Annotated in this window: 22 protein-coding genes and 1 riboswitch; of the genes, 16 read left to right on the top strand and 6 right to left on the bottom strand. The window is 35.2% G+C overall.

Annotation, left to right across the window (positions count from 1 at the left end; all coding sequences use genetic code 11):
- Complete coding sequence (locus tag MYP_RS18850) at positions 1–1,182, top strand: PLP-dependent transferase (RefSeq protein WP_045467030.1); 1,182 nt, start codon at positions 1–3, stop codon at positions 1,180–1,182.
- Between the two features lie 2 nt (positions 1,183–1,184).
- A complete protein-coding gene (locus MYP_RS18845; RefSeq protein WP_045467027.1) occupies positions 1,185–1,985 on the top strand; it encodes an alpha/beta fold hydrolase in 801 nt (266 codons plus the stop codon).
- A gap of 100 nt (positions 1,986–2,085) precedes the next feature.
- Here MYP_RS18845 and MYP_RS26190 read toward each other — a convergent pair whose 3' ends face one another.
- On the bottom strand, positions 2,086–2,226 hold the full coding sequence (locus tag MYP_RS26190; RefSeq protein WP_156140734.1) for a hypothetical protein: 141 nt from the start codon (positions 2,224–2,226) through the stop codon (positions 2,086–2,088).
- Positions 2,227–2,289: 63 nt separating this feature from the next.
- Positions 2,290–3,684: a decarboxylase gene (locus MYP_RS18840; protein ID WP_045467024.1), complete on the bottom strand. Its 1,395-nt coding sequence runs from the start codon at positions 3,682–3,684 to the stop codon at positions 2,290–2,292.
- Between the two features lie 138 nt (positions 3,685–3,822).
- Between MYP_RS18840 and argS the strand changes: the two genes are divergently transcribed.
- The 4 genes from argS to fabG all read left to right on the top strand — a co-directional run bounded on the left by argS (position 3,823) and on the right by fabG (position 7,947).
- Positions 3,823–5,613, top strand: coding sequence for an arginine--tRNA ligase (gene argS, locus MYP_RS18835; protein ID WP_045467021.1), 1,791 nt, complete (start codon positions 3,823–3,825; stop codon positions 5,611–5,613).
- Between the two features lie 3 nt (positions 5,614–5,616).
- Positions 5,617–6,201 carry a glutathione peroxidase gene (locus MYP_RS18830; RefSeq protein ID WP_081990596.1) on the top strand — a complete coding sequence of 195 codons (585 nt, stop codon included), beginning with the start codon at positions 5,617–5,619 and terminating at the stop codon, positions 6,199–6,201.
- Positions 6,201–7,109, top strand: coding sequence for a 1,4-dihydroxy-2-naphthoate polyprenyltransferase (locus MYP_RS18825; protein WP_045467018.1), 909 nt, complete (start codon positions 6,201–6,203; stop codon positions 7,107–7,109). Before MYP_RS18830 ends, MYP_RS18825 begins: the two co-directional genes overlap by 1 nt.
- A gap of 91 nt (positions 7,110–7,200) precedes the next feature.
- Positions 7,201–7,947 carry a 3-oxoacyl-ACP reductase FabG gene (gene fabG / locus MYP_RS18820; protein WP_045467015.1) on the top strand — a complete coding sequence of 249 codons (747 nt, stop codon included), beginning with the start codon at positions 7,201–7,203 and terminating at the stop codon, positions 7,945–7,947.
- Positions 7,948–8,033: 86 nt separating this feature from the next.
- Here the strand turns inward: fabG and MYP_RS18815 are convergent, their stop codons facing one another.
- The 4 genes from MYP_RS18815 to MYP_RS18800 form a co-directional block, all read right to left on the bottom strand.
- On the bottom strand, positions 8,034–8,726 hold the full coding sequence (locus tag MYP_RS18815) for an HPP family protein (protein WP_081990595.1): 693 nt from the start codon (positions 8,724–8,726) through the stop codon (positions 8,034–8,036).
- Positions 8,727–8,808: 82 nt separating this feature from the next.
- Complete coding sequence (locus MYP_RS18810; protein ID WP_045467012.1) at positions 8,809–9,045, bottom strand: hypothetical protein; 237 nt, start codon at positions 9,043–9,045, stop codon at positions 8,809–8,811.
- Between the two features lie 210 nt (positions 9,046–9,255).
- Positions 9,256–9,365, bottom strand: a riboswitch (SAM riboswitch).
- Between the two features lie 192 nt (positions 9,366–9,557).
- Positions 9,558–9,974, bottom strand: a complete 417-nt coding sequence (locus MYP_RS18805) for a hypothetical protein (RefSeq protein WP_045467009.1) — start codon at positions 9,972–9,974, stop codon at positions 9,558–9,560.
- An 8-nt stretch (positions 9,975–9,982) separates the two neighbouring features.
- Positions 9,983–10,732, bottom strand: a complete 750-nt coding sequence (locus tag MYP_RS18800; RefSeq protein ID WP_156140733.1) for a GyrI-like domain-containing protein — start codon at positions 10,730–10,732, stop codon at positions 9,983–9,985.
- Positions 10,733–10,984: 252 nt separating this feature from the next.
- Between MYP_RS18800 and gyrA the strand changes: the two genes are divergently transcribed.
- From gyrA to MYP_RS18750, 10 genes are all read left to right on the top strand, one after another.
- Positions 10,985–13,552, top strand: a complete 2,568-nt coding sequence (gene gyrA / locus MYP_RS18795) for a DNA gyrase subunit A (RefSeq protein WP_045467002.1) — start codon at positions 10,985–10,987, stop codon at positions 13,550–13,552.
- Between the two features lie 93 nt (positions 13,553–13,645).
- Entirely contained in the window at positions 13,646–14,749 is a 1,104-nt protein-coding gene (locus MYP_RS18790; RefSeq protein ID WP_045467001.1) for a tetratricopeptide repeat protein, read from the top strand.
- A gap of 339 nt (positions 14,750–15,088) precedes the next feature.
- Positions 15,089–15,562 carry a response regulator gene (locus MYP_RS18785; protein WP_045466998.1) on the top strand — a complete coding sequence of 158 codons (474 nt, stop codon included), beginning with the start codon at positions 15,089–15,091 and terminating at the stop codon, positions 15,560–15,562.
- A gap of 255 nt (positions 15,563–15,817) precedes the next feature.
- Positions 15,818–16,288 carry a Smr/MutS family protein gene (locus tag MYP_RS18780; protein ID WP_052430346.1) on the top strand — a complete coding sequence of 157 codons (471 nt, stop codon included), beginning with the start codon at positions 15,818–15,820 and terminating at the stop codon, positions 16,286–16,288.
- Between the two features lie 143 nt (positions 16,289–16,431).
- Positions 16,432–17,502, top strand: coding sequence for a winged helix DNA-binding domain-containing protein (locus MYP_RS18775; RefSeq protein ID WP_045466996.1), 1,071 nt, complete (start codon positions 16,432–16,434; stop codon positions 17,500–17,502).
- A 46-nt stretch (positions 17,503–17,548) separates the two neighbouring features.
- On the top strand, positions 17,549–17,779 hold the full coding sequence (locus tag MYP_RS18770) for a hypothetical protein (protein ID WP_045466993.1): 231 nt from the start codon (positions 17,549–17,551) through the stop codon (positions 17,777–17,779).
- A 95-nt stretch (positions 17,780–17,874) separates the two neighbouring features.
- Positions 17,875–18,222 (top strand): hypothetical protein, encoded by a 348-nt coding sequence (locus MYP_RS18765; RefSeq protein ID WP_045466990.1) that lies wholly within the window; start codon positions 17,875–17,877, stop codon positions 18,220–18,222.
- 524 nt (positions 18,223–18,746) lie between these two features.
- Entirely contained in the window at positions 18,747–22,259 is a 3,513-nt protein-coding gene (locus tag MYP_RS18760; RefSeq protein ID WP_045466987.1) for a nitrate reductase, read from the top strand.
- A 465-nt stretch (positions 22,260–22,724) separates the two neighbouring features.
- Positions 22,725–22,922 (top strand): hypothetical protein, encoded by a 198-nt coding sequence (locus tag MYP_RS26185; protein WP_156140732.1) that lies wholly within the window; start codon positions 22,725–22,727, stop codon positions 22,920–22,922.
- 54 nt (positions 22,923–22,976) lie between these two features.
- A complete protein-coding gene (locus tag MYP_RS18750; protein ID WP_052430345.1) occupies positions 22,977–24,377 on the top strand; it encodes a rubredoxin in 1,401 nt (466 codons plus the stop codon).
- The last annotated feature ends 52 nt before the right edge of the window (positions 24,378–24,429 follow it).

Raw genomic sequence — 24,429 nt, 5'->3', positions numbered from 1 at the left:
ATGAAATCCATTCAAATGAATAAAATAACCCACAGCCATCTAAACGATGCTGCTGAAGATAGTTTACATTTTAATACAACCTGGAATACTTTGAGAAAAATAGAAAAGAAAGTTGCTATTTCTGAATCAGGTATTGAGGCTTTAGCTTTCAAATCAGTTCGTTCTGCAAGATATACTCTTATTAAAAATATAGTTAGAGAAAGAAAAAATATTTTAACATTTCATCTGGGAGAGTGGGAAATTGAAGCTTTCCAACGAAACGGCATCAGCTTATTCTTTGCCAAAGATTATACTGAAATCAGTCTAAAAGAGATTATTGCTTCTAATAATATTGGTGTTATTTACCTGGAAACTATAGACAGCCTGACATTGGCAGTTGAAGATCTATCACATATAATAGAACAGGCCCATCAATCATTGATTCCAGTTGTCATTGATAATTCAGCCGGAGGTTTGGGCAAGATATTTAATCCTCTGGAAATAGGAGCTGATTTTGTAATCACTTCGGTGCAGAACTATGGTATGTTTAACAATACAGCTATTGGAGCCTTTGTGGTACAAGGATTAAATAGCTGGCAAAAAAAAGATTTATTTCAAATGCTTATTCAGAAGTCATTAATTGAAGAGCTTAAAGAGCAACGGGAAAAAAACATTACACCACAATTTCTTATCACGGACATTACCGAAGAGCTTATTGAAAATCAACTCAAATTGGAAGAGGAAAAATATCAAGATTATTCAGCTGTTGCCTTTCAATTGGCGAAATGGCTCAACCAATTGGAAACAGTGATGGAAGTAGCATATCCTGGTCTTAAGTCTTCTATAGCCAATCTAAATGCGGAAAGATTTTCAAAAGGGGGATATGGAAACAGACTTAAATTCAATTTATGGGATGATAAGTTCAGTTTTGGTTTACTGAAAGGATTCTTTGTCGCTGGCAAACCTGAAGGACTGGTGATTGAAGTTAATAGCGCTAACAGAGAGTTTTTAATTGAAATAAAGGTAAATAATCTGCAACTAGTGCTGGAATATTTCCAGCATGTATTTACTCAGCTTAATAATGAAGTAAACTATAGACTGTATTTATCAAAACAACTGGAGCTGGAACAAGCATTACAAAAGTTCTTGAGCTTTGGTGTGCCCATCGAATTAATAAAAGAAAAACTAACCAATCAAGTCTGATTATGAGGCTATTTAAAGATAATAAACCTGTTAAGACTAGTTTGTTTCAATATACAGAAGCGGGCTCAGGAGAGCCTATATTATTGCTACATGGTCTTTTCGGCAGGTTAAGCAACTGGCATGATACTATAAAGCATTTCTCTAAAAAATACAGAGTCATAATCCCTGAATTGCCAGTATATGAGAAATCCTTACCTAAGGAAGGTCTGGATGGATTAGTAGAATTCCTGGATAGCTTTATTCAATCCCTGAATCTTGATAAAGTCACTTTGGTGGGTAATTCTCTTGGTGGGCATCTTGCTATTTTGTTCACAGTTAAACATCCTGAAAAAATTGAAAGGCTGGTATTGGCAGGAAGCTCCGGTTTATATGAGAATAGTCTTGGGGTAACATATCCTAAAAGAGGATCCTATCAGTATGTGGAAGAAAAAGTAAGGAATATCTTTCACAATGAAAGAGTCGCAACTCCTCAGTTAGTGGATGAGGTATTTGAGGTGGTCAACAATGTCAGGAAAACCATTAAGGTCATTAAAATGGCCCGGTCTGCAAACACAAACAATGTTGCATCCATACTTGATAAAATCAATGTACCGGTTCTCTTAATCTGGGGGAAACAAGATAAAGTAACACCTATTGATATTGCCTATAGATTTCAAGATCTGATACCAGGTGATGTAACATTGCATACCATAGAGCAATGCGGTCATGTACCTATGATGGAGCATCCGGAAGAGTTTAACAAGGTACTTGAAACATTTTTAATACAAACTTCAGATTTCGTCTTATCCAGCAAAGGAGCTTGATGTAATATGGTAATTCACCTAAATAAAGAGGGTGAGACATTAAAGGGATGTTGTTAATAGGTTTAAAAAAGAGCCGCCCATATGGAGCGGCTCTTTTACTTTAGACAGAAGCTTCTTCTGAAGTAAATTGCTTCGTTTTTTTAACTTTCGTATCTTTTGAATACGTAGCGCAGGTCTCTTCTTTTCTGCAAGCAGACAATAAAAGAACTGCAACAAAGAATAAGTATGGTATCTTTCTCATAATCAAACAAGTTTATAGCCTAACCATAGTTATTTAATTAACACGATATTCTCAGGGATTGTTTTAGCTCTGATATCCGAGAATCTTTAGCATAATATTCTTATCCTGTTCTGGAGCAAATAAAGTATCCGTAAAATTGCCGTTTTCATCTTTTTGAATAAGCACATGCTTAGGAGCAGGTACAAGACAATGCTGAATGCCTCCATATCCACCCAATGATTCCTGATAGGCTCCAGTATGGAAAAAACCAATTATCTGTTTCTTCTGTTCTTGAAGCTTAGGTAAGAATACCATGTTCAAGTGAGCTTCTGAGTTATAATAATCCATGCTATCACAGGTAATACCACCAATTTTTACTTTATCATATGCCTGATTCCAGTTATTAACTGCAAGCAGGATAAACTTTTGATTTAAGCCCCAAACATCTGGCAAAGTAGTGATAAATGAACTGTCAATCATATACCACTCTTCTTTGTCATTTTGAAGTTTGCTTCCAAGCACTGAATAAAGAACAGCACCGCTTTCACCTACTGTAAAGCTTCCGAATTCAGTAAAAATATTCGGAACAGGGACCTGGTTCTCTGTACAGATTCTTTTGATAGTCTTCACAATCTGATCAGCCATGTATCCATAGTCATAATCAAAGTGAACAGAAGTTTTAATTGGCCAGCCACCACCGATATCTATGGAGTCCAGATCTGGGCAAACTTTTCTCAATTCACAATATTTGTGAACAAATCTGCTTAACTCACTCCAGTAATAAGTTGTATCCTTCATTCCTGTATTTATAAAGAAATGAAGCATCTTAAGCTTAAATTTTGGATTATTCTTTATTTTAGACTCATACAGAGGTAATACATCGTTGTATCGTATGCCTAATCTGCTTGTATAGAATTCAAATTTAGGTTCCTCATCAGCAGCTAGTCTCATACCTACAAAACATGGATTAGATACCAGTTCGTCATAGGCATTGATTTCATCCAGGTTGTCGAGAATCGGAATACAGTTTTTGAAACCTTCATTAATCAGATCACTGATATATTGGGTGTATTCAGGTCTTTTATATCCATTGCAGATCACATAAGTATCTTTGCTGATTTTACCTTTTTCAAAGAGAATCTTTACAATGGGAATGTCATACGCACTTGAAGTTTCAATATGAATATCATTTTTCAGAGCTTCCTCTAGAACAAACTGGAAATGTGAAGATTTGGTACAATAACAGTAAACATAATTGCCCTGATAGTTATTGTTTGTAATTGCTTCATTGAAAAATTTCTTGGCCTTCTGAATCTGACTGCTGATTTTTGGCAGAAAGGTTAATTTTAACGGAGTACCATATTTATTTACGATGTCCATTAAAGGTACTTCATTGAAATACAAATTATTGTCAATCACTTTAAACTCTTCAGTAGGAAAATAAAATGTCTGTTCAATCAGGTCAATGTATCTATCCATTATTTGTTCTTAATTGGAGGTAGTGCTTTTTAAAATTTGTGCAATATTGCTATAAAATTATAATCTTTGCAATTGCCATTGAAGCAAACAATAAAACTTCATACAGAATTCGTCCAATGGCAAAAAAATAACTTTAAAATGAATTTAGAAAAAAAGGTAAAATCAGGAATATCAGAAGCTTTGAAAAGTCAGTTTGGCCTGGATGATCAGGAGGGTACAATTCAATTGCAACCAACTAAGAAAGAATTTGAAGGTGCTTTAACTTTTGTTACTTTCCCTTATACCTCTAAAACCAAGAAATCTCCAGAACAGATAGGAGAAGTAATTGGTAAATATTTAAAAGATAACCTGGAGGAAGTTGCTGATTTCAATGTTGTAAAAGGATTTTTAAATCTTGTTATTTCTGATAGAACCTGGCTTTCAATATTTTCTAATAGTATCTTAAGTGAAGAATTTGCCATTTTACCTTTTAATGGGAAAAGGGTAATGGTTGAATATTCCAGTCCAAATACCAATAAGCCGCTTCACCTTGGTCACTTAAGAAATAATTTTCTTGGGTATTCTGTTTCCGAAATTCTTAAAGCCAGTGGATATGATGTTGTAAAAGCTAATCTTATCAACGACAGAGGAATTCACATTTGTAAATCCATGCTTGCATATCAATTGTGGGGACATGGAGAAACTCCCCAAAGCTCAGGATTAAAAGGGGATCACCTTGCGGGAAAGTATTATGTACTTTTTGACAAAGAATATAAGAAGGAAATAGATGCTCTTAAAGATCAGGGAGTGGAAGAAGAAGAGGCCAAGAAGCAGGCACCTTTAATGAAGCAAGCTCAGGAACTTCTGTTAAAATGGGAAGAAGGAGATAAAGAGGTTGTTGCTTTATGGGAAAAAATGAATGGCTGGGTGTATGATGGTTTTAATGCCACATACAAGATGATAGGTGTCGATTTTGATAAATTCTATTATGAATCTCAAACTTATCTTTTAGGGAAAAACATAGTAGAAGAAGGACTTGCGAAACAGGTATTCTTCAAAAAGCCTGATGGTTCAGTATGGGTAGATTTAACTTCAGACGGACTGGATCAGAAACTCTTGTTAAGAGGAGATGGTACATCAGTATATATAACTCAGGACTTAGGAACTGCAGACCTCAAATTCCAGGAATACAATGCGGAGAAATCTGTATATGTGGTGGGCAATGAGCAAGATTATCATTTCAATGTACTTAAGCTTATTTTAAAGAAGCTTGGGAAGTCTTATGCAGATGGTGTCTACCACCTTTCTTACGGGATGGTTGATCTGCCAAGTGGGAAGATGAAATCAAGAGAAGGAACTGTAGTAGATGCGGACGATTTGGTAAAAGAGATGCTGGATACTGCTGAGGCAAGAACGAAAGAGCTAGGCAAAATAGAAGGATTTAGCGAAGAAGACCTTCAGGCATTATATAAGAAACTGGGGTTAGGCGCCTTAAAATACTTCTTGTTAAAAGTGGATCCGAAAAAGCGTATGCTCTTCAATCCTGAAGAATCTATTGAATTCCAGGGGCACACAGGTCCTTTTATTCAATACACTTACGCACGTATTTCTGCAATTTTAAGGAAAGCAAAACAACTTGGAATAGATTTTAATAAAGAAACATTTGACACTCTCGTCAATCTTCATCCTTCAGAAAGGGAAGGAATTGTGCTGATGACAAAGTTTCCGGAGAAAATTCAAGATGCTGCCAAAAACTATGCACCTTCAGAAATAGCTCAGTATATCTTTGACCTGGCAAAAGCGTATAATCATTTTTATGGAGAAGTAGCGATTTTCTCTGAAGAAAATAAAAATGCACTGAGCTTCAGAATAGCATTTTCTTTCGCTGTAGCCAAAATAATCAACAGAGGTATGCAGTTATTAGGAATAGAAGTACCTGAAAAAATGTAAATTATGAGATTGTCACTTAAGTTTTCTATAGTAGTTTTAACATTAACATTCATTTATGCGCTCCCTGGGTGCGGACAGATAAAGTCCAAACCCTCGGATGGTAAGGATGCTTTTTTTTCATTCTATTCACTTAAGGCTAATACATTGGAAGGAGATTCAATTGACTTCTCCAAATTCAAAGGGAAAAAGGTCTTGATTGTGAATACAGCCTCCAAGTGTGGTTATACCCATCAGTATTCAGAACTTCAGAAACTTCATGAAACACATGGAGATAAAGTGGTTATTCTCGGATTTCCATCAAATGATTTCTTTAATCAGGAGCCTGGTAATAGTGCTCAAATCAGAGAATTCTGTACTGCAAACTTTGGTGTAACCTTCCAAATGATGGAAAAGGTGACTGTAAAAGGAAAAGGGCAACATCCTGTATTTGAGTGGTTATCTGTAGCAGATAAAAATGGCTGGAATGATCAGGCACCTAAGTGGAATTTTTGCAAATATTTAATTAATGAAAATGGTGAATTAGTTAAATTTTTCCCTTCCGGATCTGCACCAATGGGTTTTGAAATTACAGAAGCAATAAGTAAATAATGGGTTCAGCAAAAGCTTGGGTATCAGCATTCCGGTTAAGGACACTTCCTTTGGCACTTTCCAGTATTATCATGGGCAGCTTTTTGGCCGCTAAAGATGGAAGTTTCAAACTTATAATCTGCCTTTTAGCAATTTTAACTACAATTTTCCTTCAGATTTTATCAAATCTCGCTAATGATTACGGGGACTCTCAGAATGGTGCAGACAGCGTTTTCAGGAAAGGTCCTCAAAGAGCAGTGCAGTCAGGGAACATATCACCTGAAGCAATGAAAATAGGAATGTATATATTTGGCGCTCTCTCATTGGTGACAGGTATTATTCTCTTGATAAATGCTATTTCATTTTCTGCATTTGGTACATTTGGCTTTTTTATGATATTGGGAATTCTTTCAATTGTAGCAGCCATTAAATATACAGCAGGAAAAAATCCCTATGGCTATGCCGGGCTTGGTGATATTTCCGTATTTCTCTTCTTTGGTCTTGTAGGCGTGGGAGGATGTTATTATCTGCATACACATACTCTGGATTATAAAATATTATTGCCAGCTTTTGCTTGTGGTTTTTTCTCTGCAGCCGTATTAAACATAAATAACATTCGCGATATTGAATCTGATAGGCTTGCGGGTAAATATTCTATCCCGGTCAGGTTGGGCAAAGGTAAAGCAAAGATTTATCACTGGATTCTTCTTATCGGAGGCTTTGGCTCCGCAGTTACTTATATAGTTTTAAATGAAAATCATTCAATAGGAAAGTGGTTGTTCCTATTGAGTTTCCCTTTGATATTCATTACAGGTATAAAAGTAACCAGAGAAAATGACTCAGAAAAAATTGATCCTCAGTTAAAGCTCATGGCACTTTCTACTTTAGTTTTTGTAATCTTGTTTGGATTAGGCTTATTATTGTCCTGAAGCTGTTAATAACTAAATTATTTTCCTCTTTCTATTTCCCTTAATTTTTCTGTACTTAAGCATCATATTCTTATTATAAATTTTTCGGTGTGTGAAGAAGCTAGAAGGAAAAGTCAGTATTATTACCGGAGGAGCTCAGGGGATTGGGAAAAAGACTGTAGAGAGGTTTTCTTCGGAAGGTTCATCTGTTATTATTTGGGACATTGACATTGAAAAGGGTAAAGAAACCCTTAAAGAAATAAAAGAAAACGGAATGGAAGATGTGACATTTATGGAAGTGGACACAACCCGTTTTGCTCAGGTAGAGGAGGCCGCAAGAAGTGTTTTTGCATCAAGAGGACAAATTGATATTCTTATCAACAATGCTGGTATTACCAGAGATGCTGCATCTCTGAATATGAGTAAGGAACAATGGCAACAGGTAATAGATCTGAACCTTACAGGTGTATTTAACTGTACTAAAGCTATTGCCCCATATATGGTTCAAAAGCAATTTGGCCGGATTATCAACACTTCATCTTTAGTGGGAATATATAGTAATTTCGGACAGGCCAATTATGCTGCAGCCAAATCAGGATTGGTAGGTATAACCAAAGTATGGGCGAGAGAATTAAGTAGACATGGTATTACTGTAAATGCAGTGACGCCTGGTTTTATAGAAACCGAATCTTTAAAAAATGTGCCAGAGAAAATCGTTAAAAGTATTAAGGATAAAATTCCTGTAGGAAGACTTGGTAAACCCGAAGATGTATCTAATGCTTATATCTTTTTGGCATCGGAGGAGAGTTCATACATAAGCGGATCCGTACTTACTATAGATGGGGGCTTTGTTTCTTAGCATAAAGCTGAAAGTATTAATAAAAAAAGAGGCATTCGCCTCTTTCTACTTTTAACTTTAAGCTTTCTGCCTTCCGCTTTCCGCCCTTAAACTGTCTCAAACTTTTCTTCAGGGATATCTACCTTTAACTTTAGCCTTTCTACTTCTTGCTTCTGACTTTCAACTTTCAGCTTTTGGCTTTTAACTCTTCGCTTTCTACCTTTATTCAATGGGTATTTTCTTCCTGAGAGATTATTAAATACCATCGCTATTAAAAATAAGATAATTACTCCGCTTGCGACAGGGGAGACTACATACCAGTATCCAAGTTCTTTTATTTTAGCAGAGCCAATATTGGCAATAAGGGCTGTAGCTCCTCCTGGAGGATGTAGAGTTTTGGTCATTTGCATCACCATGATGCTTAATGAAACAGCCAGGGTAGATGCAAACCATAATGTGTCCGGCAACAATTGAGCCGTCGTTACCCCTACAATAGCTGAAAGGATGTGCCCTCCAAACAAGTTTCTTGGTTGAGATAATGGGCTGTTTGAAACACCATATAATAATACTGCTGAAGCACCAAAAGATCCAATCAAAAAGATATGGTCCTGAACTTCAAAAATCTGGCTATTAATAAGGCCAATAAGTCCGATACCACAAAACGACCCAAGGAAAGTCCATAAGAGGTCACTCTTATGCAACATGGTTTCCCGATACATGACATATTTGGCAATTCTGAATTTTCTTGAAAGGTTAATGTTAGGAGTATTTTTAACAGAACTCGATACTTTAATTTTCATTGTGGTCAAACTGAATTAAAAACGAAGGGCTGCTTCAGTATTTTATTATGAAGCAGCCCCAAATTTATCTAAAAACCGGGAATTAATTCAGATTCCAGGTACATTGTTTTAGCGGGGATTGACCAGCCACCGCCTGGTCGCATTTATAATTAACCATTTCTGAAATAGTCAGATATGTTTCGTAAGTCAATCCTGGAGTTTCGTTAAAATGATATAGATTAACTGAGTAAACAGGGTTGCAAACTTCGTTATTTTGAGAATTAGAAATTCCAGCTGTGAGTGCCAACGTCTTAAAAGTGATAGAAATAGTTTTTGTCATGGCATTAAGGGTTAAATTGTTAAAGGATTGATTTAAACCTGTTACTACAGGAAATTAGCCAAAGCCAACTACTAAAGCAAACAACAACAACAGCAATTATTGTTGTTATATGCATTTAACGTAATGGCAAAACGAAAGTTTACTGAAGAACCTTGTCCCTTAGTCACTTTTTCTTTTAAATCTTTAAATTGGGCTGTATTCATAAGTGTCAATTTATATTTGTTCCGAATAATCGGAACTAGGATTTAGCACCTTACATTTTTGGTGGCAGGTTGCTAGAAGTTCTCAGAGCCTATTCTCTCCCTTCTTCTTTATAAATCAACTACACACGGTAGGTGATCGCATTACAAATATATGCTACTGGAATTTTTGTTCCAAATAGTTTAACAAAAATATATTAGCTGATGAATTTATTAAAAATTAAAATCCCCAGTTTAGCTTGAATTCCAAACCGAGGATCAGGCAAATTGTTAATACAACTTAAAATATTAGAGACATTTACAACTTTTCTTTTATAGCTTTTCTATAAATTCAAATAATTCACTTTTAATACTTCTCATTTCTTTATGAAAACCATCCACTTTTTCAGTTAAGTCTCTATGTCTTTCTCTGTATACTTCGTCATAGTCTTTTGGCCTGTTTTGCATAATTCCGGCAAGGTACATTTCATGGGCTTGTGTTTGCATATAAAGGTGCTCTAGCCAGTCATTATGCATTTTACTTAGAATTTTTTCATAATCTCTCAATTCCTCCTTGTCATCTTCAGTCTTTACTTTCAGAAGTTGTTTATTAATCAGATTTTTAAAAAAAAGTATCTCATCCTTCCACAAGTCCATTTCACTCAGCCATTCTCTTGTCTGCTGATGCAGGACTTCAAGACTTCCTTCAAGAAGGTAAGTTGTTTTTGGGGATTCAAGTAATTGTGTCATAGTAACTATTATATTATTTGAGAAATTTTAATTTCTGATACAGGAAATCTTAAAATTGTCACCAATTGAGTGGATCTTAAGCCTTCCGGTTTTTCAAAATATATTTCATGATATTTTCCAACGAACTCCAGATTCTTGCTTTTGGCAAAGTCATGAACCTTTTCCAGTGATTTCTTTCCTTCGGCTCTGTCACCTTTAAATGATGTTTGTAGACTCAAACCTTCTGAAAGGTGACTTAAAGCAATTGACTGAGTAAAAGACCAATCAGGATTTTCTGCCAAAACCATTTCCTTTGAAATGTTCAAAACATCTTTATTAACTATGGCTGGCTCATTGATCATGATTGCCCATTTCCATCTGGTGTCCAGGTTAAAATCAAACGGCCTGTCATCTTTCCACCACAAAACCTCAATAGGGGTAATTTCATTCGTACAAATGTTGATCATTGGAGTCCTGGCTGATAAAATTTTTTTAGCGTATTCATCAACTTTGAAAAGCGTTAAAGCAGCCTGCAAAAAGTGCATATCCAACTGGGCAGGCCCTTCCCCATATAGGGTTAAATAGTTAAAGTCAGGTACTTCTACCAGTCTAACCTCCTCTATGGAAGTATCATACAAATGCTTGCTCAGATCAATCAAGGCCTCCATATTATTATTATGCATTTTTACTTTAACTCTGTGAAATTCTGTTATTGAGAATTCCAGATTAATTCTCCTTACATACAATAAAAAGCACAAACCCAACGTTATTTGTTCCATCTTAGGAGCAACTCCGTTTTATCCTCATAAATTTTTTACTTGATACTAATGACAGAATGAGAGGGATAATTTCGTTAATTAACAAATGGGGAACTTTTGATTGTATAATAGTTCCAATATTCAAAAAACACAGACTTGTTAAATCTGAATGTGTATAAATAAAAGCCAAATTTAGGATGTCAAATTGTGGGCATTCGCTAAAAATACTTATCTTGCTACATTAAAAAATCCTAATTTCCATTTATAATATCTATGGCGGAAGGCGAAAACATTATTCCTATTAACATTGAAGATGAAATGAGGGGAGCTTACATCGATTATTCGATGTCAGTTATCATTTCAAGGGCATTACCAGACGTAAGAGACGGATTAAAACCCGTACACAGAAGGGTGCTTTTCGGAATGTCTGAACTAGGTGTTAACTGGAACAAACCTTACAAAAAATCGGCGAGAATAGTTGGTGAAGTACTTGGTAAATTCCACCCTCACGGTGACGCATCGGTATATGATTCCATGGTTCGTATGGCACAACCATGGTCTTTGAGATATATGATGGTCGATGGACAAGGAAACTTCGGATCTATAGACGGTGATTCTCCTGCGGCAATGAGGTATACTGAGGCTAGATTCAAGAGAATCGCCGAAGAAATGCTTTCTGATATAAACAAGAATACAGTAGATTTTCAGCCAAACTTTGATGATTCCCTTGAAGAACCCACAGTTCTTCCTTCAAAGGTGCCAAATCTTTTGATTAACGGAACTTCCGGTATCGCTGTTGGTATGGCTACCAATATGGCTCCACATAATCTACGTGAAGTTGTGGATGGTGTTTGTGCATATATTGATAACAATGACATCACAATTGAGGAGCTGATGGAATTCGTAAAAGCTCCTGATTTTCCAACAGGAGGAACCATTTATGGTTATCAAGGAGTAAAATCGGCATTTGAAACAGGTCGTGGAAGAGTTGTAGTACGAGCAAATGCCACTTTTGAAAATACTCCTACAGGAAGAGATATGATTGTTGTCCACGATATTCCATATATGGTCAACAAGGCCTCAATGGTGGAAAAAACAGCACAACTGATCAATGAAAAGAAAATTGAAGGAATTTCTGACATCAGAGATGAATCGGATAGAGAAGGACTTCGCATAGTATATGAATTAAAAAAAGATGCTATTCCAAGCATCGTTTTAAATAATCTGTATAAATATACTCAGCTTCAGTCATCTTTCGGAGTAAACAACGTTGCGCTTGTAAATGGCAGGCCGATGACTGTAAATCTGAAAGACATGATCAGACATTTTGTGGATCATCGTCATGAAGTTATTGTAAGAAGAACGAAGTTTGAGCTGGAAGAAGCGGAAAAGCGTGCACATATCCTTCAAGGATATCTGATTGCCCTGGATCACCTTGATGAAGTTATAAAATTAATCAGAAATTCCAGAGATCCGGAAGAAGCTAAAAAAGGCTTAATGGAAAACTTTGGAATGTCGGAGATTCAGGCAAAGGCGGTTCTTGAATTAAGACTTCAGCGTTTAACAGGCATGGAGCGTGACAAAATCGTAAAGGAATACGAAGAAGTTATGGCTTTAATTGCAAGGTTAAATGAAATTCTTAACAGCGTTGAACTCAGAATGCAAATCATCAAAAATGAGTCTCTTGAAATGAAAGAACGTTATGGTGATGAAAGAAGAACTCAAATTGTACACTCTGCTGATGATATTGACATAGAAGATATTATCGCTGATGATGAAATGGTTATTACTATTTCACATGAAGGGTATATTAAACGTACACCATTAACTGAATATCGTTCTCAATCCAGAGGAGGAGTTGGCTCAAGAGGGGCAGTATCTAAAGAAGATGATTTTACAGAGCATCTTTTTATAGCGACAATGCATAATTATCTCCTGATTTTTACAGATTCAGGAAAAGTTTTCTGGCAAAAAGTTTATGGTATACCTGAAGGCAGCAAAACTTCTAAAGGAAGGCCTATTCAGAACCTGATCAATGTAGAAAAAGAAGATAAAGTAAGGGCAATTATTAATGTAAAAACATTAGAGAATGTTGACTACATCAATAATAACTTTATTATAATGGTGACAGAGAATGGAACCATTAAAAAAACTTCTCTGGAAGCCTTCTCTCGTCCTAGATCCAACGGTATTCAGGCAATTACCATTAATGAAGGTGATAAACTTCTGAACGTAAGGTTGACGAATGGAAGTAATGAAATCGTTATTGCACTGAAATCAGGAAGGGCAATAAGGTTTAATGAAGAACATGTTCGTCCTATGGGTAGAAATGCTGCCGGGGTAAGAGGTGTTACCTTAGCAGATGATGAGGACAAAGTAATCGGAATGGTTTGCCTGAGTTGTTCAGATAATAATCTGCTTGTTGTATCCGAAAAAGGATATGGTAAACGTTCTGATATTGATGATTACAGAGTAACAAACAGAGGGGGGAAAGGAGTTAAAACTCTTAATATCACTGAAAAAACCGGTAAACTGGTAGCAATAATGGATGTTTCGGATAAAGATGAATTAATGATCATCAATAAATCCGGAATTACTATAAGAATGCCGGTTTCAGATCTTAGAGTAGTTGGAAGAGCGACTCAAGGTGTCAGACTAATAAAACTCAGCGAAACTGATGAAATAGCATCTATTGCCAAGATTGAAAACCTTGCTACAGATGAAAATCTATCAGAGTCAACTGAACCAACAACAGAAATACCGGATATAGAAGCACAACTTCCAAATCCTGAAGCTCCTGAAGAGTCTCAGTCCGAAGAGGAAGAAAATGATAATGAGTAAATTTAGAAATGCCGGAATTTTATTTCGGCATTTTTTTATAAATATCACATAAACAGTCTTTTAACTATATAAATCTAAAGAATTGATTTAGCTATGAAAAGAATCTTTTTGAGTGTAATATTAAGTGGATGTTGTCTGATTGGAGTCGCCCAGAACTCTGCTGTTACCAATGCAATCCTTTATCATAGAGATGGGGATTTGATAAAAGCGAAACAGGAAATTGACGGAGCAAGTCAACACGAAAAAACAAAGGCCAATGCAAAAACCTGGTATTATAAAGGACTGATATATCAGGACATTGCAATGAATCAGAAGGCTGAAGTAAAGGCTGCTGCACCGGAAGCACTTCAGACTTCCTATGAATCCTATAACAAAGCTGTCGAATTGGAACAATCTAAAGGAGAATATTCAAAAATGTCTTCTGTAAAATTGCAGGAAATATGGGGCTTGTTTATAAATAAAGGATTTGCAGAATATGAGGCTAGTAACTATAAACAAGCCATCTCAAGTTTTGAAATTGCCCAAAAAATAAAACCTGCTGATACACTTGCATATATCAATGCTATTTATGCCGCTGAACAGATTCAAGAAATGAATGTCATTAAAAACAGTGTAGTAAAACTAAATTCTCTGAACTACAAAAGCCCTATTCTATATTATTATCAGATAACAATTGAAAATGAAATAGAAAAAAGTCCTGAGAAAGCACTTGCAACAGTTAAAAAAGGATTGGTGGATTTCCCAAACAATAAGACGCTTCTGGAGCTTCAAAAAAATCTTTATTTGCAAACAGGTAAAGATTCAGAAGCGGCAGCATCTATAGAAAATCTGATTAAGAATAACCCAAATGATATAAATCTTCTGAACCAGCTTGCTGTATTGTATGGTAAAACAGATACGGATAAAGCTTTGCATACATACGGAAAGGTGTTATCCATTGAACCAAATGATTTGATTGCCAATTTTAACACAGCTGTTATTTATTACAATACTGGAAAAGAGAAACATCAAAAACTTGGAACCCTAAGCGTAGGAGCGTATCAGAAAGAAGGAAAAGTACTTGAAGCTGAGATTGACGATTTATTCAAAAGATCTCTTGATCATGCACAAAAAGCACTGGCAAAAGCAGAAGAGCCTAGCGACAAGCAACAACTTGATGTGTTAATTAAAGAATTAAATAAGTCTGTTAAAAAATAAAGATAATATTTAAATCCTCAGTAATTAATACCTGAAAGCTCTCTTTCAGGTATTTTTTTGTGATTTCGATTAAAAAAAAAAGTCAGAACTTGTTGTAACGAGCTGAAGTTCAGTTGTATTTTTCCTATAAATAGTTTACCTTGCTGCAGTAAAATTGAATAAAAACAGGATTGTTGGTTAAGGTTCTTGTTTAAATTCTATTTAATCTGCATTAAATATAAATTAAAACTTTCGGTTTTTAAGTCTTATCCATTAATTTTACTTCTTTATCGAATTTCCCTGTGTAACTATACTTTAATTTATTTCGTAAAAATACATTGAAACCTTACTTATACCGTTATGCAAAAAATTGACCAGGTAATAATTGTAGGCAAAAACAGCGATTTCACAAGCCGTATAAAATCTTCCATTGAATCCACAGGAATGGCAGAACAAATTAAGCTCGCTCTCAATGGAGGCCATGCATTTCTGTATCTAGACCATCTTCATTTAGGCAAAAAATTAAAGGAATCTAAAATATTGGTGCTGCTTGATATGAACACTCCAATTGTTGATGGATGGGATTTCCTGAAAGATTATGCCAATGCTTCCCAACTTGAAAAGGAAAATGTAATTATTGTCATAATGAACGAACACCTTTCAAACGAAGAAAAGAGTAAAGCGAGTAAAATGGGAGCCAATTATTTTCTGTTTTCTTCATTTACTGTTAATGCGCTTACTTATATCGTTCAGAAACATTTCTTTAACAGTACTGTCAGGAAAATCAGGAATTGTTATGAAACGTTTAGACCATTGAGACTTGGTGCAGCTTAATTCGGTTTAATCAGCAATATCTTGTGGCTATTTTTTAAACTTCATATTTATTAGAGATATCATAGCTCATTCTCCAAGAGGGTAATGAACCTTGTTGTATTTATACTTTGAATTATCACACTAATGATCATCTACTTATAAGTAGTTCAATTCATATTTTAGGGGACTAGATCAATTCAAAAAATTATACTTCACTCTTGTTAATGCAAAGGGAAATTCTATTTTTGATTAATATAAAAATAGATTTTTATAGCTATGAGCGAAATAAAACCAGGAGACTTTGTGAAAATCAATGGTCAGGACACTGCAGTAGAAGTCCTTTCTGTTAAAGGCAACGACCTTGAAGTTGCTATGGGTATTATGAAAATGACTGTTAAGAAAAATAAAGTCACCTTTTCTCAACCACCGGCAGAGGCAACAAAGTCAGCCTCTTTTGATTCCGGAAATATTACTATAGACACTAAAGAGAAGTTACTACACTTTCAGTTTGAGCTTGATGTTAGAGGCAAAGCTAAAGAAGATGTAATTAACTTATTAACCAACTGGGTTGATGATGCTCTTCTGTTGGGTTTGCCGGAAGCAAGGATCGTGCATGGAAGAGGAAGTGGTGTATTAAAAGATACAGTAAGATCTTTCCTGAGAAAATACAAAGAAGTAGAAAGTGTAGCAGATGAAGTCCGTGAGAAAGGAGGAGACCACGTTACCCTTGTTAAATTCAAAGCGTAAGAATATACTACTCAATAAATAAAATAGCATCAGATTTTTCAATATATGAATCTGGTGCTTTTTTATTTCCTACTGACACACTGTTGTCAGTCATTCTCTTTTTATTTGTATTGATAAGATCGCTTTATATAAATACTTTGAACATGACGCCTTCGGATATTTTATACTATAGACTTATAAATCATGGGCTGGTGAATAGCAATAAAAAAACTTGTGAGGAAGTAGTGCAAAAATCAGGTGTTATTCAATCTCAGGATTTTTCGGCATCTAAATTGGCAATTGGTTTACGGCTACTCAATTCTTCAGAATCAACTATTATAAAAAGTATCAATGACGGGTCAATTTTGAGAACTTCTGCATTGAGGGGAACTCTGCATATTGTATCTTCCAAAGATATAAAATGGATACTTGATCTGGCTGGTTCTGCGGTTATTAATCGAATGCAGAAACAGTATTATAGTGTAGGCCTGGATGAAAAAATATTTTCAAAAGCATTTAGGATCTTTTCTAAAGAGTTAGATGGCAAGTTTCTTACCAGACAGGAGCTTTATTCAAAACTTAATGAACATAAAATTTCTCCTGAGGAAAACAGAGGAGTATATCTGATTAACCGAGCATCTCTTGAGAAGATCATTTGCCAGGGACCAATGAAAGGTAAAGAGACAACCTTTACGCTGCTTGATGCCTGGGCTCCTAAAGCCAATACCCTAGAACGAAAAGATGCCTTACCTGAACTTGCCAAAAGATATTTTCAAAGTCATGGACCTGCAACTTTTGAAGATTTTATAAACTGGTCAGGATTATCAAATGCAGATGCAAAAAATGCTTTTGAATCTATACTATCCAGGATGACTAAAGAAACTTTGAACCAATCCCAATATTGGTTCTATGGTAGTCTTGAGAAAAATCCTTTACCTGATAAAGTATATCTGCTTCCGGCTTTTGATGAATATATATTAGGATACAAAAATCGAGACTTGTTTCTGGATGCTGAGCAAAGCAGGAAAGTCATTACTGTAAATGGATTGTTTTATCCTACAGTTATTGTAAATGGGAAAGTGGTCGGAATCTGGAAAAGAATACATTCCAAAGGAAAAGTAATTCTGGATTTTCAACTCTTTGATAACCTCAGTAAGATGAAGCATGCTGCAATCAAAGATGAGATTAAAAGACTTGAAAACTTTCTGGAAATGCCTGTAATTATGAAGATTTGAAAAATAACTTGAATATAAGATAATTAAACTGTAGACGGATATAGTTATGAGAAAGCAATTTGAAAACGTATTAGTCTTCAAAACGGATAAGAAAGTTTTAACTTATCAGGAAATGATACAAGAAGCTTTAGTGGAATATAAAGATGAGATCAGTTGGACAGTTGACATGGATGATCAAGACAAAGTTTTGAGAATAGAATGCAATTCATTATCTCCAGAAGAAATTATTCATAAAATGAAACAAGCAGAGTTCTTTTGTGAAGAACTAGAAGATTAAAAGTACCTTTGATTGGATCAGGTTCAAAGATTCTCTTCTGCATCGAATTTTTTTTGAGTAAATTGTGATTTGATTATCATTACGACTTAGATCAAATGAAAGGGATTTTTAAAACACTTATTATTTTCCTGCAATTATCATTTGTACCTGTTAAAGATTTTAAACCTGAAATATTTGTCTTCATTGCAGAGGATGTTTTTCAGCTTTCGGACGGAAGACTAGTAGTTAGTGGACAAATTAAAACCGGAAACATAAAGAATAGTGATAAACTTATTGTAGAGATTGATAACATTAATAAACTTCTTGTCATTCAACATATGGAAGTTTTTGGAAAACCTCAAGGAACAGCGATTGGAGTCAAAGGAGATTTTGTCACATTTACTATTTCTGATATTGTAAAGGATAATGTAGGGAGGGGAACTGTTTTTTTAAAGGAAAGATAAAGTAAAAAGAGTAAATTTTAATCTGTCCTAAAAAAAGACTAGATCATATTCATTAAAACCAGTATCTCATTTAAAGTGTTATTTCAATACAATTGATTTTTTTATAAACAGCATCTTATTTTTTGGGTTTAAAACCTCATTTTTTATTTAAAATTAAAAGAACTCCTCCATTTTATGAACTAGGGGTAAACTACTTATAGTCCTAGTCATATTTTGCCGTAAAATTCAAATTTAAGAATCCAAAAGTAAATATTATACCTTGTTTCTTAGAATAATGCAATATTAGCTTTTCTTGACTACTTATTTTTTTATTTAAAAAATAGGTAGTTTTACTTATTTTTTAGTTTGATTTTTGTTATGTTTGATTTTGAAGGTTATTTGTTAAAAAAAACATAAAAATTTGTCATGATAGGTTAAAATTTTATGTCAATAAACAAAAATACTATTTGGATATTTGAATTTACAGTACATTAATGACTCAATTTTAGAATAAGTAGAGTTTTAGTAATTTAAAGAATAAGGCTATGTCATCAAACCCTAAAGAAAGTTTAAAATCTACTTGTTCCTATTGCGGAGTTGGCTGCGGTATTATAGTCGAAAAGGATAAAAAGGGAAAAATCAATGTAAAAGGGAATCCGGATCATCCGGGAAGCAAAGGAATGCTTTGTTCTAAAGGAATGAATCTCCACTACACTGTAAATGACAAAAGCGACAGATTATTGTATCCTATGATGAGATACAGCCGCGGAGATCAGATGCAGAGAGTATCTTGGGATAGTGCATTGGACAGAGCTGCTGCGGTATTTAAAAATTTTATCCTGAAATATGGGCCGGATTCCGTAGGGTTGTATGCTTCAGGCCAGATGCTGACGGAAGAATATTATGTAGCAAATAAACTGGTAAAAGGATTTTGGGGAACCAATAACATTGATACAAACTCAAGATTATGTATGAGCTCAGCTGTTGCAGGATACAAGCTGGCACTTGGAGAAGATTCTGTTCCTGTTTGCTATGATGATATTGAGCTTGCTGATACTTTTTTGATAACAGGTGCAAATCCTGCCTGGTGCCATCCGATTATTTTCAGAAGACTGGAAGCCCACAAATCGAAGAACCCTAATACAAAAATAATAGTCGTAGATCCAAGAAAGACTCAGACCGCATCAATGGCGGATATTCATTTGCAGATCAATCCCGGGACTGATATTGTCTTGTATAATGCAATTGGAAGAGGACTTATAGAAAGAGAAAAAATAGACTTGGATTTTATTATAAACCACACAGATGGATTTGAAGCTTACAAAGAGCAGGTAATGAAACGTACACTTAAAGAAGCTGCTAATATCTGTGGTGTAAGACTGGATGATATCCGTTGGGCTATAGAATATATTGGAAGGGCTGAAGGTTTTATTACCATGTGGGCAATGGGCTTAAACCAGAGTGTTGTCGGAGTTAACAAGAATTTAAGCTTATTAAACTTAAGTCTCATTACTGGTCAGATCGGAAAACCTGGTTCCGGCCCGTTTTCACTTACCGGACAACCAAATGCTATGGGGGGTCGTGAAGTTGGTGGGCTAAGTAATCTTTTGTCTGCTCACCGGGATATGAAAAACCCGGAGCATAGAAAAGAAATTGCAGACTTCTGGGGGGTACCTTCTGTTCCTGATAAGCCAGGGCTTTCTGCAACAGAAATGTTTGAGTCTCTTAAAAGTGGTAAGATGAAAGCCATTTGGATTATGTGTACCAATCCACTTGTAAGCCTTCCAAATTCGAATATCGTTGAAGAGGGTTTGAAAAATGCCAGATTTGTTGTAGTTCAGGATGTCTTTAATACATCAGATACTGCAAAATTTGCTGATCTTGTTCTTCCTGCAGCCGGATGGACTGAGAAGTGCGGAACGATGACTAATTCAGATCGTCGCATAAGTTACCTTAATAAAATTACAGAAGCTCCTGGTGAAGCTATACCTGACTCTGAAATTCTTATCAGGCTTGCTCAAAAAATGGGATATGGGGATTCATTTAACTATATTACTCCCGCTGATATATATGCTGAGCATTGCAAGTTAACTAAAGGTACTAATATTGATATTAGTGGATTGAGCCATGAAAGATTAAAAGAGAAAGGATCTATGCAATGGCCAGTCCCTTCATCGGATTCAGAAGGAACTCCCCGATTGTTTACAGATAAACAGTTTTACACTCCCAACAAAAGAGCGAAAATTCATTCAGTACCTGATGATAATAATTCTGAAGCAGTCTCTTCAGAGTTGCCACTAATTCTCACTACTGGAAGAATTCGTGATCAATGGCACACAATGACCAAAACCGGCAAGGTTAATAAACTCAAGAAACATATTGATAGTCCTTTCGTGGAGATCCATCCACTTGACGCAGAAATCAGAGGTATTAAAAACGGAGATCCTGTCTTAATTAAAAATGACAGAGGTAGCGTTAGAGTCAATGCCAGAATAACGAATGATATAAAATCAGGAGTCGTGTTTCTGCCAATGCATTGGGGGCGTATTCTTAATAGGAGCTTTGCCAGAGCCAATAACCTTACAGGTTCATTAATAGATCCTATATCTAAAGAACCTGACTTTAAGTTTTCTGCAGTAGAAATAACCAAATATCAAAAGCCTAAACAGAAAATTGTAGTAATAGGTGCAGGCGCGGGAGCATGTAAGTTCGTAAGTTATTATAGGGAAATAAATACAACAGATGAAATTCATGTTTTCAGCAAGGAGGTATTTCCGTTTTATAACAGAGTGATGCTTCCTGATTATATCAGTGGAGCTTTGCCATGGCATAAACTTGTAAAGCTTACAACTGTGGAGAGTGATGGTCTCGGAATAAAATTACATCAGGGTAATGGTATTGTCTCTATTGATAAGGAAAATAAGACAGTCACGGATGAAAAAGGCGAAGTGCACACTTATGATGTTCTTATACTTGGGATGGGGAGCAGACCATTCCTTCCAAAGGATATTGAACTGAGCTTTGAAGGGATATTTTCTATGAGAACCCGTCACGATGCTGATAAGCTGAAAGAGTACACATCTCCTGGAGATCATGTTGTAATTGTCGGTGCTGGTCTTCTTGGACTGGAACTGTCAGCATCGCTTAGAGATATCGGTATTGAAGTAACAGTATTGCAGCGTTCATCAAGGCTAATGGACAGACAATTAGATGAAACGGCAAGTGAGCTGTTACATGAAGAAGTCACAGACAGAGGGGTAGAGATTCTCTATAATGATCAGGTAAAATATTTTACGGGAAGGGAAAAACTAACCGGAATAAAACTAGTAAGTGGACGTACTCTTGAGTGTAAAGCAGTTGTGTTTGCCATTGGAACAACTCCAAACATAGAAATACCAAAGCAAGCAGGCTTGGAGTCCAAAAGAGGGGTAGTAGTAAATGAATACCTTCAGACCAGTGATCCTAATATTTTTGCAATGGGAGAATTGGCGGAATTCAATAATAACCTTTATGGAATCACAGCAGCTGCAGAAGAGCAAGCTGAAGTGATTGGCAGATATCTAAATGGAGATATGTTGAGTTATTACAAAGGGACACTTTCAATGAATATACTAAAAATGGAAGGATTGTCGCTATGCTCTCTGGGGTTATCCGATGTGCCACATGATAAAAAAGAGGAATATGAAGAAATAACCTTTCTGGATCAGGCTCAAAGATATTATAAGAAATGTATTGTCCATGAAGATAAACTTGTCGGTGCTATTTTGCTTGGAGATAAATCAGAGTTTGTGGAGTTTAAAGAACTTATCCAAAACCAAACCGAATTATCTGATAAAAGAACAGAAATACTCAGAGGAAAAGCAGGAGGAGCTGAGCCTGTGATCGGTAAGCTTGTTTGTTCTTGCAATAATGTTGGAGAAGGTAATATTGAGTCTGCAATTGAAAAAGGTTGCAAAGATTTTTCTGACTTATGTAAAATTACCGGCGCAGGGATGGGATGTGGCAGCTGTAAGCCGGAAGTTAAAGCAATCCTGGAAGGTTCACTATTGAAAGTTTAAATTGTTTTGGTTTTAATGAATAAATGAAAGCTATCTGGGTTTCGGGTAGCTTTTATATTTTAAATATAGTTGTGTACGTATAAATACGTAATATAATTTTTGGTTATAAATAAATTATTTTTGAGTAATATATTGATTTTTAGATATGTAATATAAGTTTACAAATGTAAATTTAAAGTGTATAGATTGTAAAATTGTTTAATTTTTAAGTTGAATCGGTTGTAATGATGGAATATTTAAATAAAATACAATTAAAGTAAGCTAAAATGAGTCTTTTTGTACAAAAAATAGGATCTATTGTTAAATTTTGTGAATAAAGGAGTTTGATGTTAAAAAAAATAAGTATTAATACTTATTTTTGCATTTTTTATTTATGTTTGTTTAAAACAATATCAGGAGCAAAACAGCAAAATTTTATGACTATAAAAGATCTGATTTTGTGGAATCTGGAAACCTTATTTCTAGTTGAAGAAGAAATTCCTGCAGACTACTCTTATGGATTGCCAGTATCTCAAAGGCACTCTTTCTGTAGTGGATGCCCTGAGAACCTTTAGTATACGTGCTATGGTAGCAGTCAAAGAAATCCCTGCAAATAAGGAGTTGTTTAGAGATATTATTAAAGACCGTCAATCTGACTTTATGTCTACTGATTTTATATTTTAACAAAAGTGGGCAATGACTCATTAATTAATACTTAATCCTGTCATATAAAGAATTATGGAAGAGGTAATCAGAATATTAACAATCGGTGGAATAATATCCCCTGGAGAGCTTGAGAAAATTGCGCTATGTGCCAAAGGACATAAATGTTCAGGAATTAATTTCGGTTCAAGACAGGAAATATATTTAACCTGTCCGGTTAAAGAAGTTGATAAACTAAAAGATGATCTTAAATCATTAAGCTTTTTATGTGAGTCCTCCTCCGGACAACACAGCAATATAGTTACTTCATCAGCAAGCGTCGGATTATATCCCTCTACAATTTGGGTGACTGCCGATACATTTTTTGATGTCCTGGAGGAATTTGATTACCAGCCTAAGCTTAAAATAAATATAACGGATCCGGCGCAAAGGTTGATTCCACATTTTACAGGTCACCTTAACTTTATTGCTTCTCACCATCGCAACTACTGGTTTTTGTACGTTCGGCTTCCGGGTTTTGCACAAAGAGAACTTTGGCCCGCATTGATTTATATAGATGATGTAGCTCTTCTTTCAAAGAAAATAGAGGAATTATATTATAAAAATAAGCCAGCTGATCTTAATGAATTTTTCAATATGATAACAACCGATGTTATCAGCAACAGCAGAACGATAGATGGTAACTGCAATATTTCAAAGGGATCGATTCCATATTATGAAGGGCTTAACCCTATGGGAGGGGTTTACTGGCTGGGTATTTACAGGAGAAATTATGAATATCCAATTGAGTTTATACTAGATGTTTGTGAAATATGTAATGAGAGTAGAATTGGTAAAATTAACCTTACTACATGGAAATCTCTGCTAATAAAAGATATCAAAGATGAAGAGCGGATAAAATGGGAGGTCCTTTTAGGCAAGCATGGGATCAATATAAGACATTCTTCTCTTGAGTTGCATTGGCAATTACCAGATTTGAATCTTAAAGCACTTGAGCTTAAAAACAAACTTGTAGATATTTTTGACAGAAAAGATATCAGGACCTATGGGATTTGCTTTGGAATTAGTACTCCAGAAACAATTAGTTATGGAAATATTATCATAAGGTTCAACGAATCTCAGAACATATATTCCATTTTTCATACCGAAGATTTTGATCCTACAAATTCTGAATTAATTTTATTTGAAGAAAGCATAACTGAAAGTGAACTGGCCGAAGAGCTTCAAAGTCTATGTCTGATTTTTTATTCTCAGTTAAATAAGAAAAAAGTAGACGATGCTCCTCTTAAACCAAGAATGCTTAAGCCTGAAATAGATCTCTTTCAATGCACCATCTGCTTTACTATTTACAATCAGACTATAGGTGATATAGTTGCCGGTATAAGTCCAGGAGTGCCATTCAATCTTCTTCCTGAAACCTATTGTTGCCCTGTTTGTGAAGGAGAGAAAGAGAGTTATATTAAAATGGTTTCTTAAAAAATCAATATATCGAAGTTTGCCAAAAGGGAGTCATCAGAAATCAGGACTC

This window comes from Sporocytophaga myxococcoides (assembly GCF_000775915.1).
In the GTDB taxonomy this organism is placed as follows: domain Bacteria; phylum Bacteroidota; class Bacteroidia; order Cytophagales; family Cytophagaceae; genus Sporocytophaga; species Sporocytophaga myxococcoides_A.
This window is presented reverse-complemented; position numbering and strand designations above follow the sequence as displayed.

What these genes read in the sequence shown, in the direction of transcription:
- MYP_RS18850 (WP_045467030.1), top strand. Translation starts at nt 1, where the DNA reads ATGAAATCCATTCAAATGAATAAAATAACCCACAGCCATCTAAACGAT.
- MYP_RS18845 (WP_045467027.1), top strand. Translation starts at nt 1,185, where the DNA reads ATGAGGCTATTTAAAGATAATAAACCTGTTAAGACTAGTTTGTTTCAA.
- MYP_RS26190 (WP_156140734.1), bottom strand. Translation starts at nt 2,226, where the DNA reads ATGAGAAAGATACCATACTTATTCTTTGTTGCAGTTCTTTTATTGTCT.
- MYP_RS18840 (WP_045467024.1), bottom strand. Translation starts at nt 3,684, where the DNA reads ATGGATAGATACATTGACCTGATTGAACAGACATTTTATTTTCCTACT.
- argS (WP_045467021.1), top strand. Translation starts at nt 3,823, where the DNA reads ATGAATTTAGAAAAAAAGGTAAAATCAGGAATATCAGAAGCTTTGAAA.
- MYP_RS18830 (WP_081990596.1), top strand. Translation starts at nt 5,617, where the DNA reads ATGAGATTGTCACTTAAGTTTTCTATAGTAGTTTTAACATTAACATTC.
- MYP_RS18825 (WP_045467018.1), top strand. Translation starts at nt 6,201, where the DNA reads ATGGGTTCAGCAAAAGCTTGGGTATCAGCATTCCGGTTAAGGACACTT.
- MYP_RS18815 (WP_081990595.1), bottom strand. Translation starts at nt 8,726, where the DNA reads ATGAAAATTAAAGTATCGAGTTCTGTTAAAAATACTCCTAACATTAAC.
- MYP_RS18810 (WP_045467012.1), bottom strand. Translation starts at nt 9,045, where the DNA reads ATGACAAAAACTATTTCTATCACTTTTAAGACGTTGGCACTCACAGCT.
- MYP_RS18805 (WP_045467009.1), bottom strand. Translation starts at nt 9,974, where the DNA reads ATGACACAATTACTTGAATCCCCAAAAACAACTTACCTTCTTGAAGGA.
- MYP_RS18800 (WP_156140733.1), bottom strand. Translation starts at nt 10,732, where the DNA reads ATGGAACAAATAACGTTGGGTTTGTGCTTTTTATTGTATGTAAGGAGA.
- gyrA (WP_045467002.1), top strand. Translation starts at nt 10,985, where the DNA reads ATGGCGGAAGGCGAAAACATTATTCCTATTAACATTGAAGATGAAATG.
- MYP_RS18790 (WP_045467001.1), top strand. Translation starts at nt 13,646, where the DNA reads ATGAAAAGAATCTTTTTGAGTGTAATATTAAGTGGATGTTGTCTGATT.
- MYP_RS18785 (WP_045466998.1), top strand. Translation starts at nt 15,089, where the DNA reads ATGCAAAAAATTGACCAGGTAATAATTGTAGGCAAAAACAGCGATTTC.
- MYP_RS18780 (WP_052430346.1), top strand. Translation starts at nt 15,818, where the DNA reads ATGAGCGAAATAAAACCAGGAGACTTTGTGAAAATCAATGGTCAGGAC.
- MYP_RS18775 (WP_045466996.1), top strand. Translation starts at nt 16,432, where the DNA reads ATGACGCCTTCGGATATTTTATACTATAGACTTATAAATCATGGGCTG.
- MYP_RS18770 (WP_045466993.1), top strand. Translation starts at nt 17,549, where the DNA reads ATGAGAAAGCAATTTGAAAACGTATTAGTCTTCAAAACGGATAAGAAA.
- MYP_RS18765 (WP_045466990.1), top strand. Translation starts at nt 17,875, where the DNA reads ATGAAAGGGATTTTTAAAACACTTATTATTTTCCTGCAATTATCATTT.
- MYP_RS18760 (WP_045466987.1), top strand. Translation starts at nt 18,747, where the DNA reads ATGTCATCAAACCCTAAAGAAAGTTTAAAATCTACTTGTTCCTATTGC.
- MYP_RS18750 (WP_052430345.1), top strand. Translation starts at nt 22,977, where the DNA reads ATGGAAGAGGTAATCAGAATATTAACAATCGGTGGAATAATATCCCCT.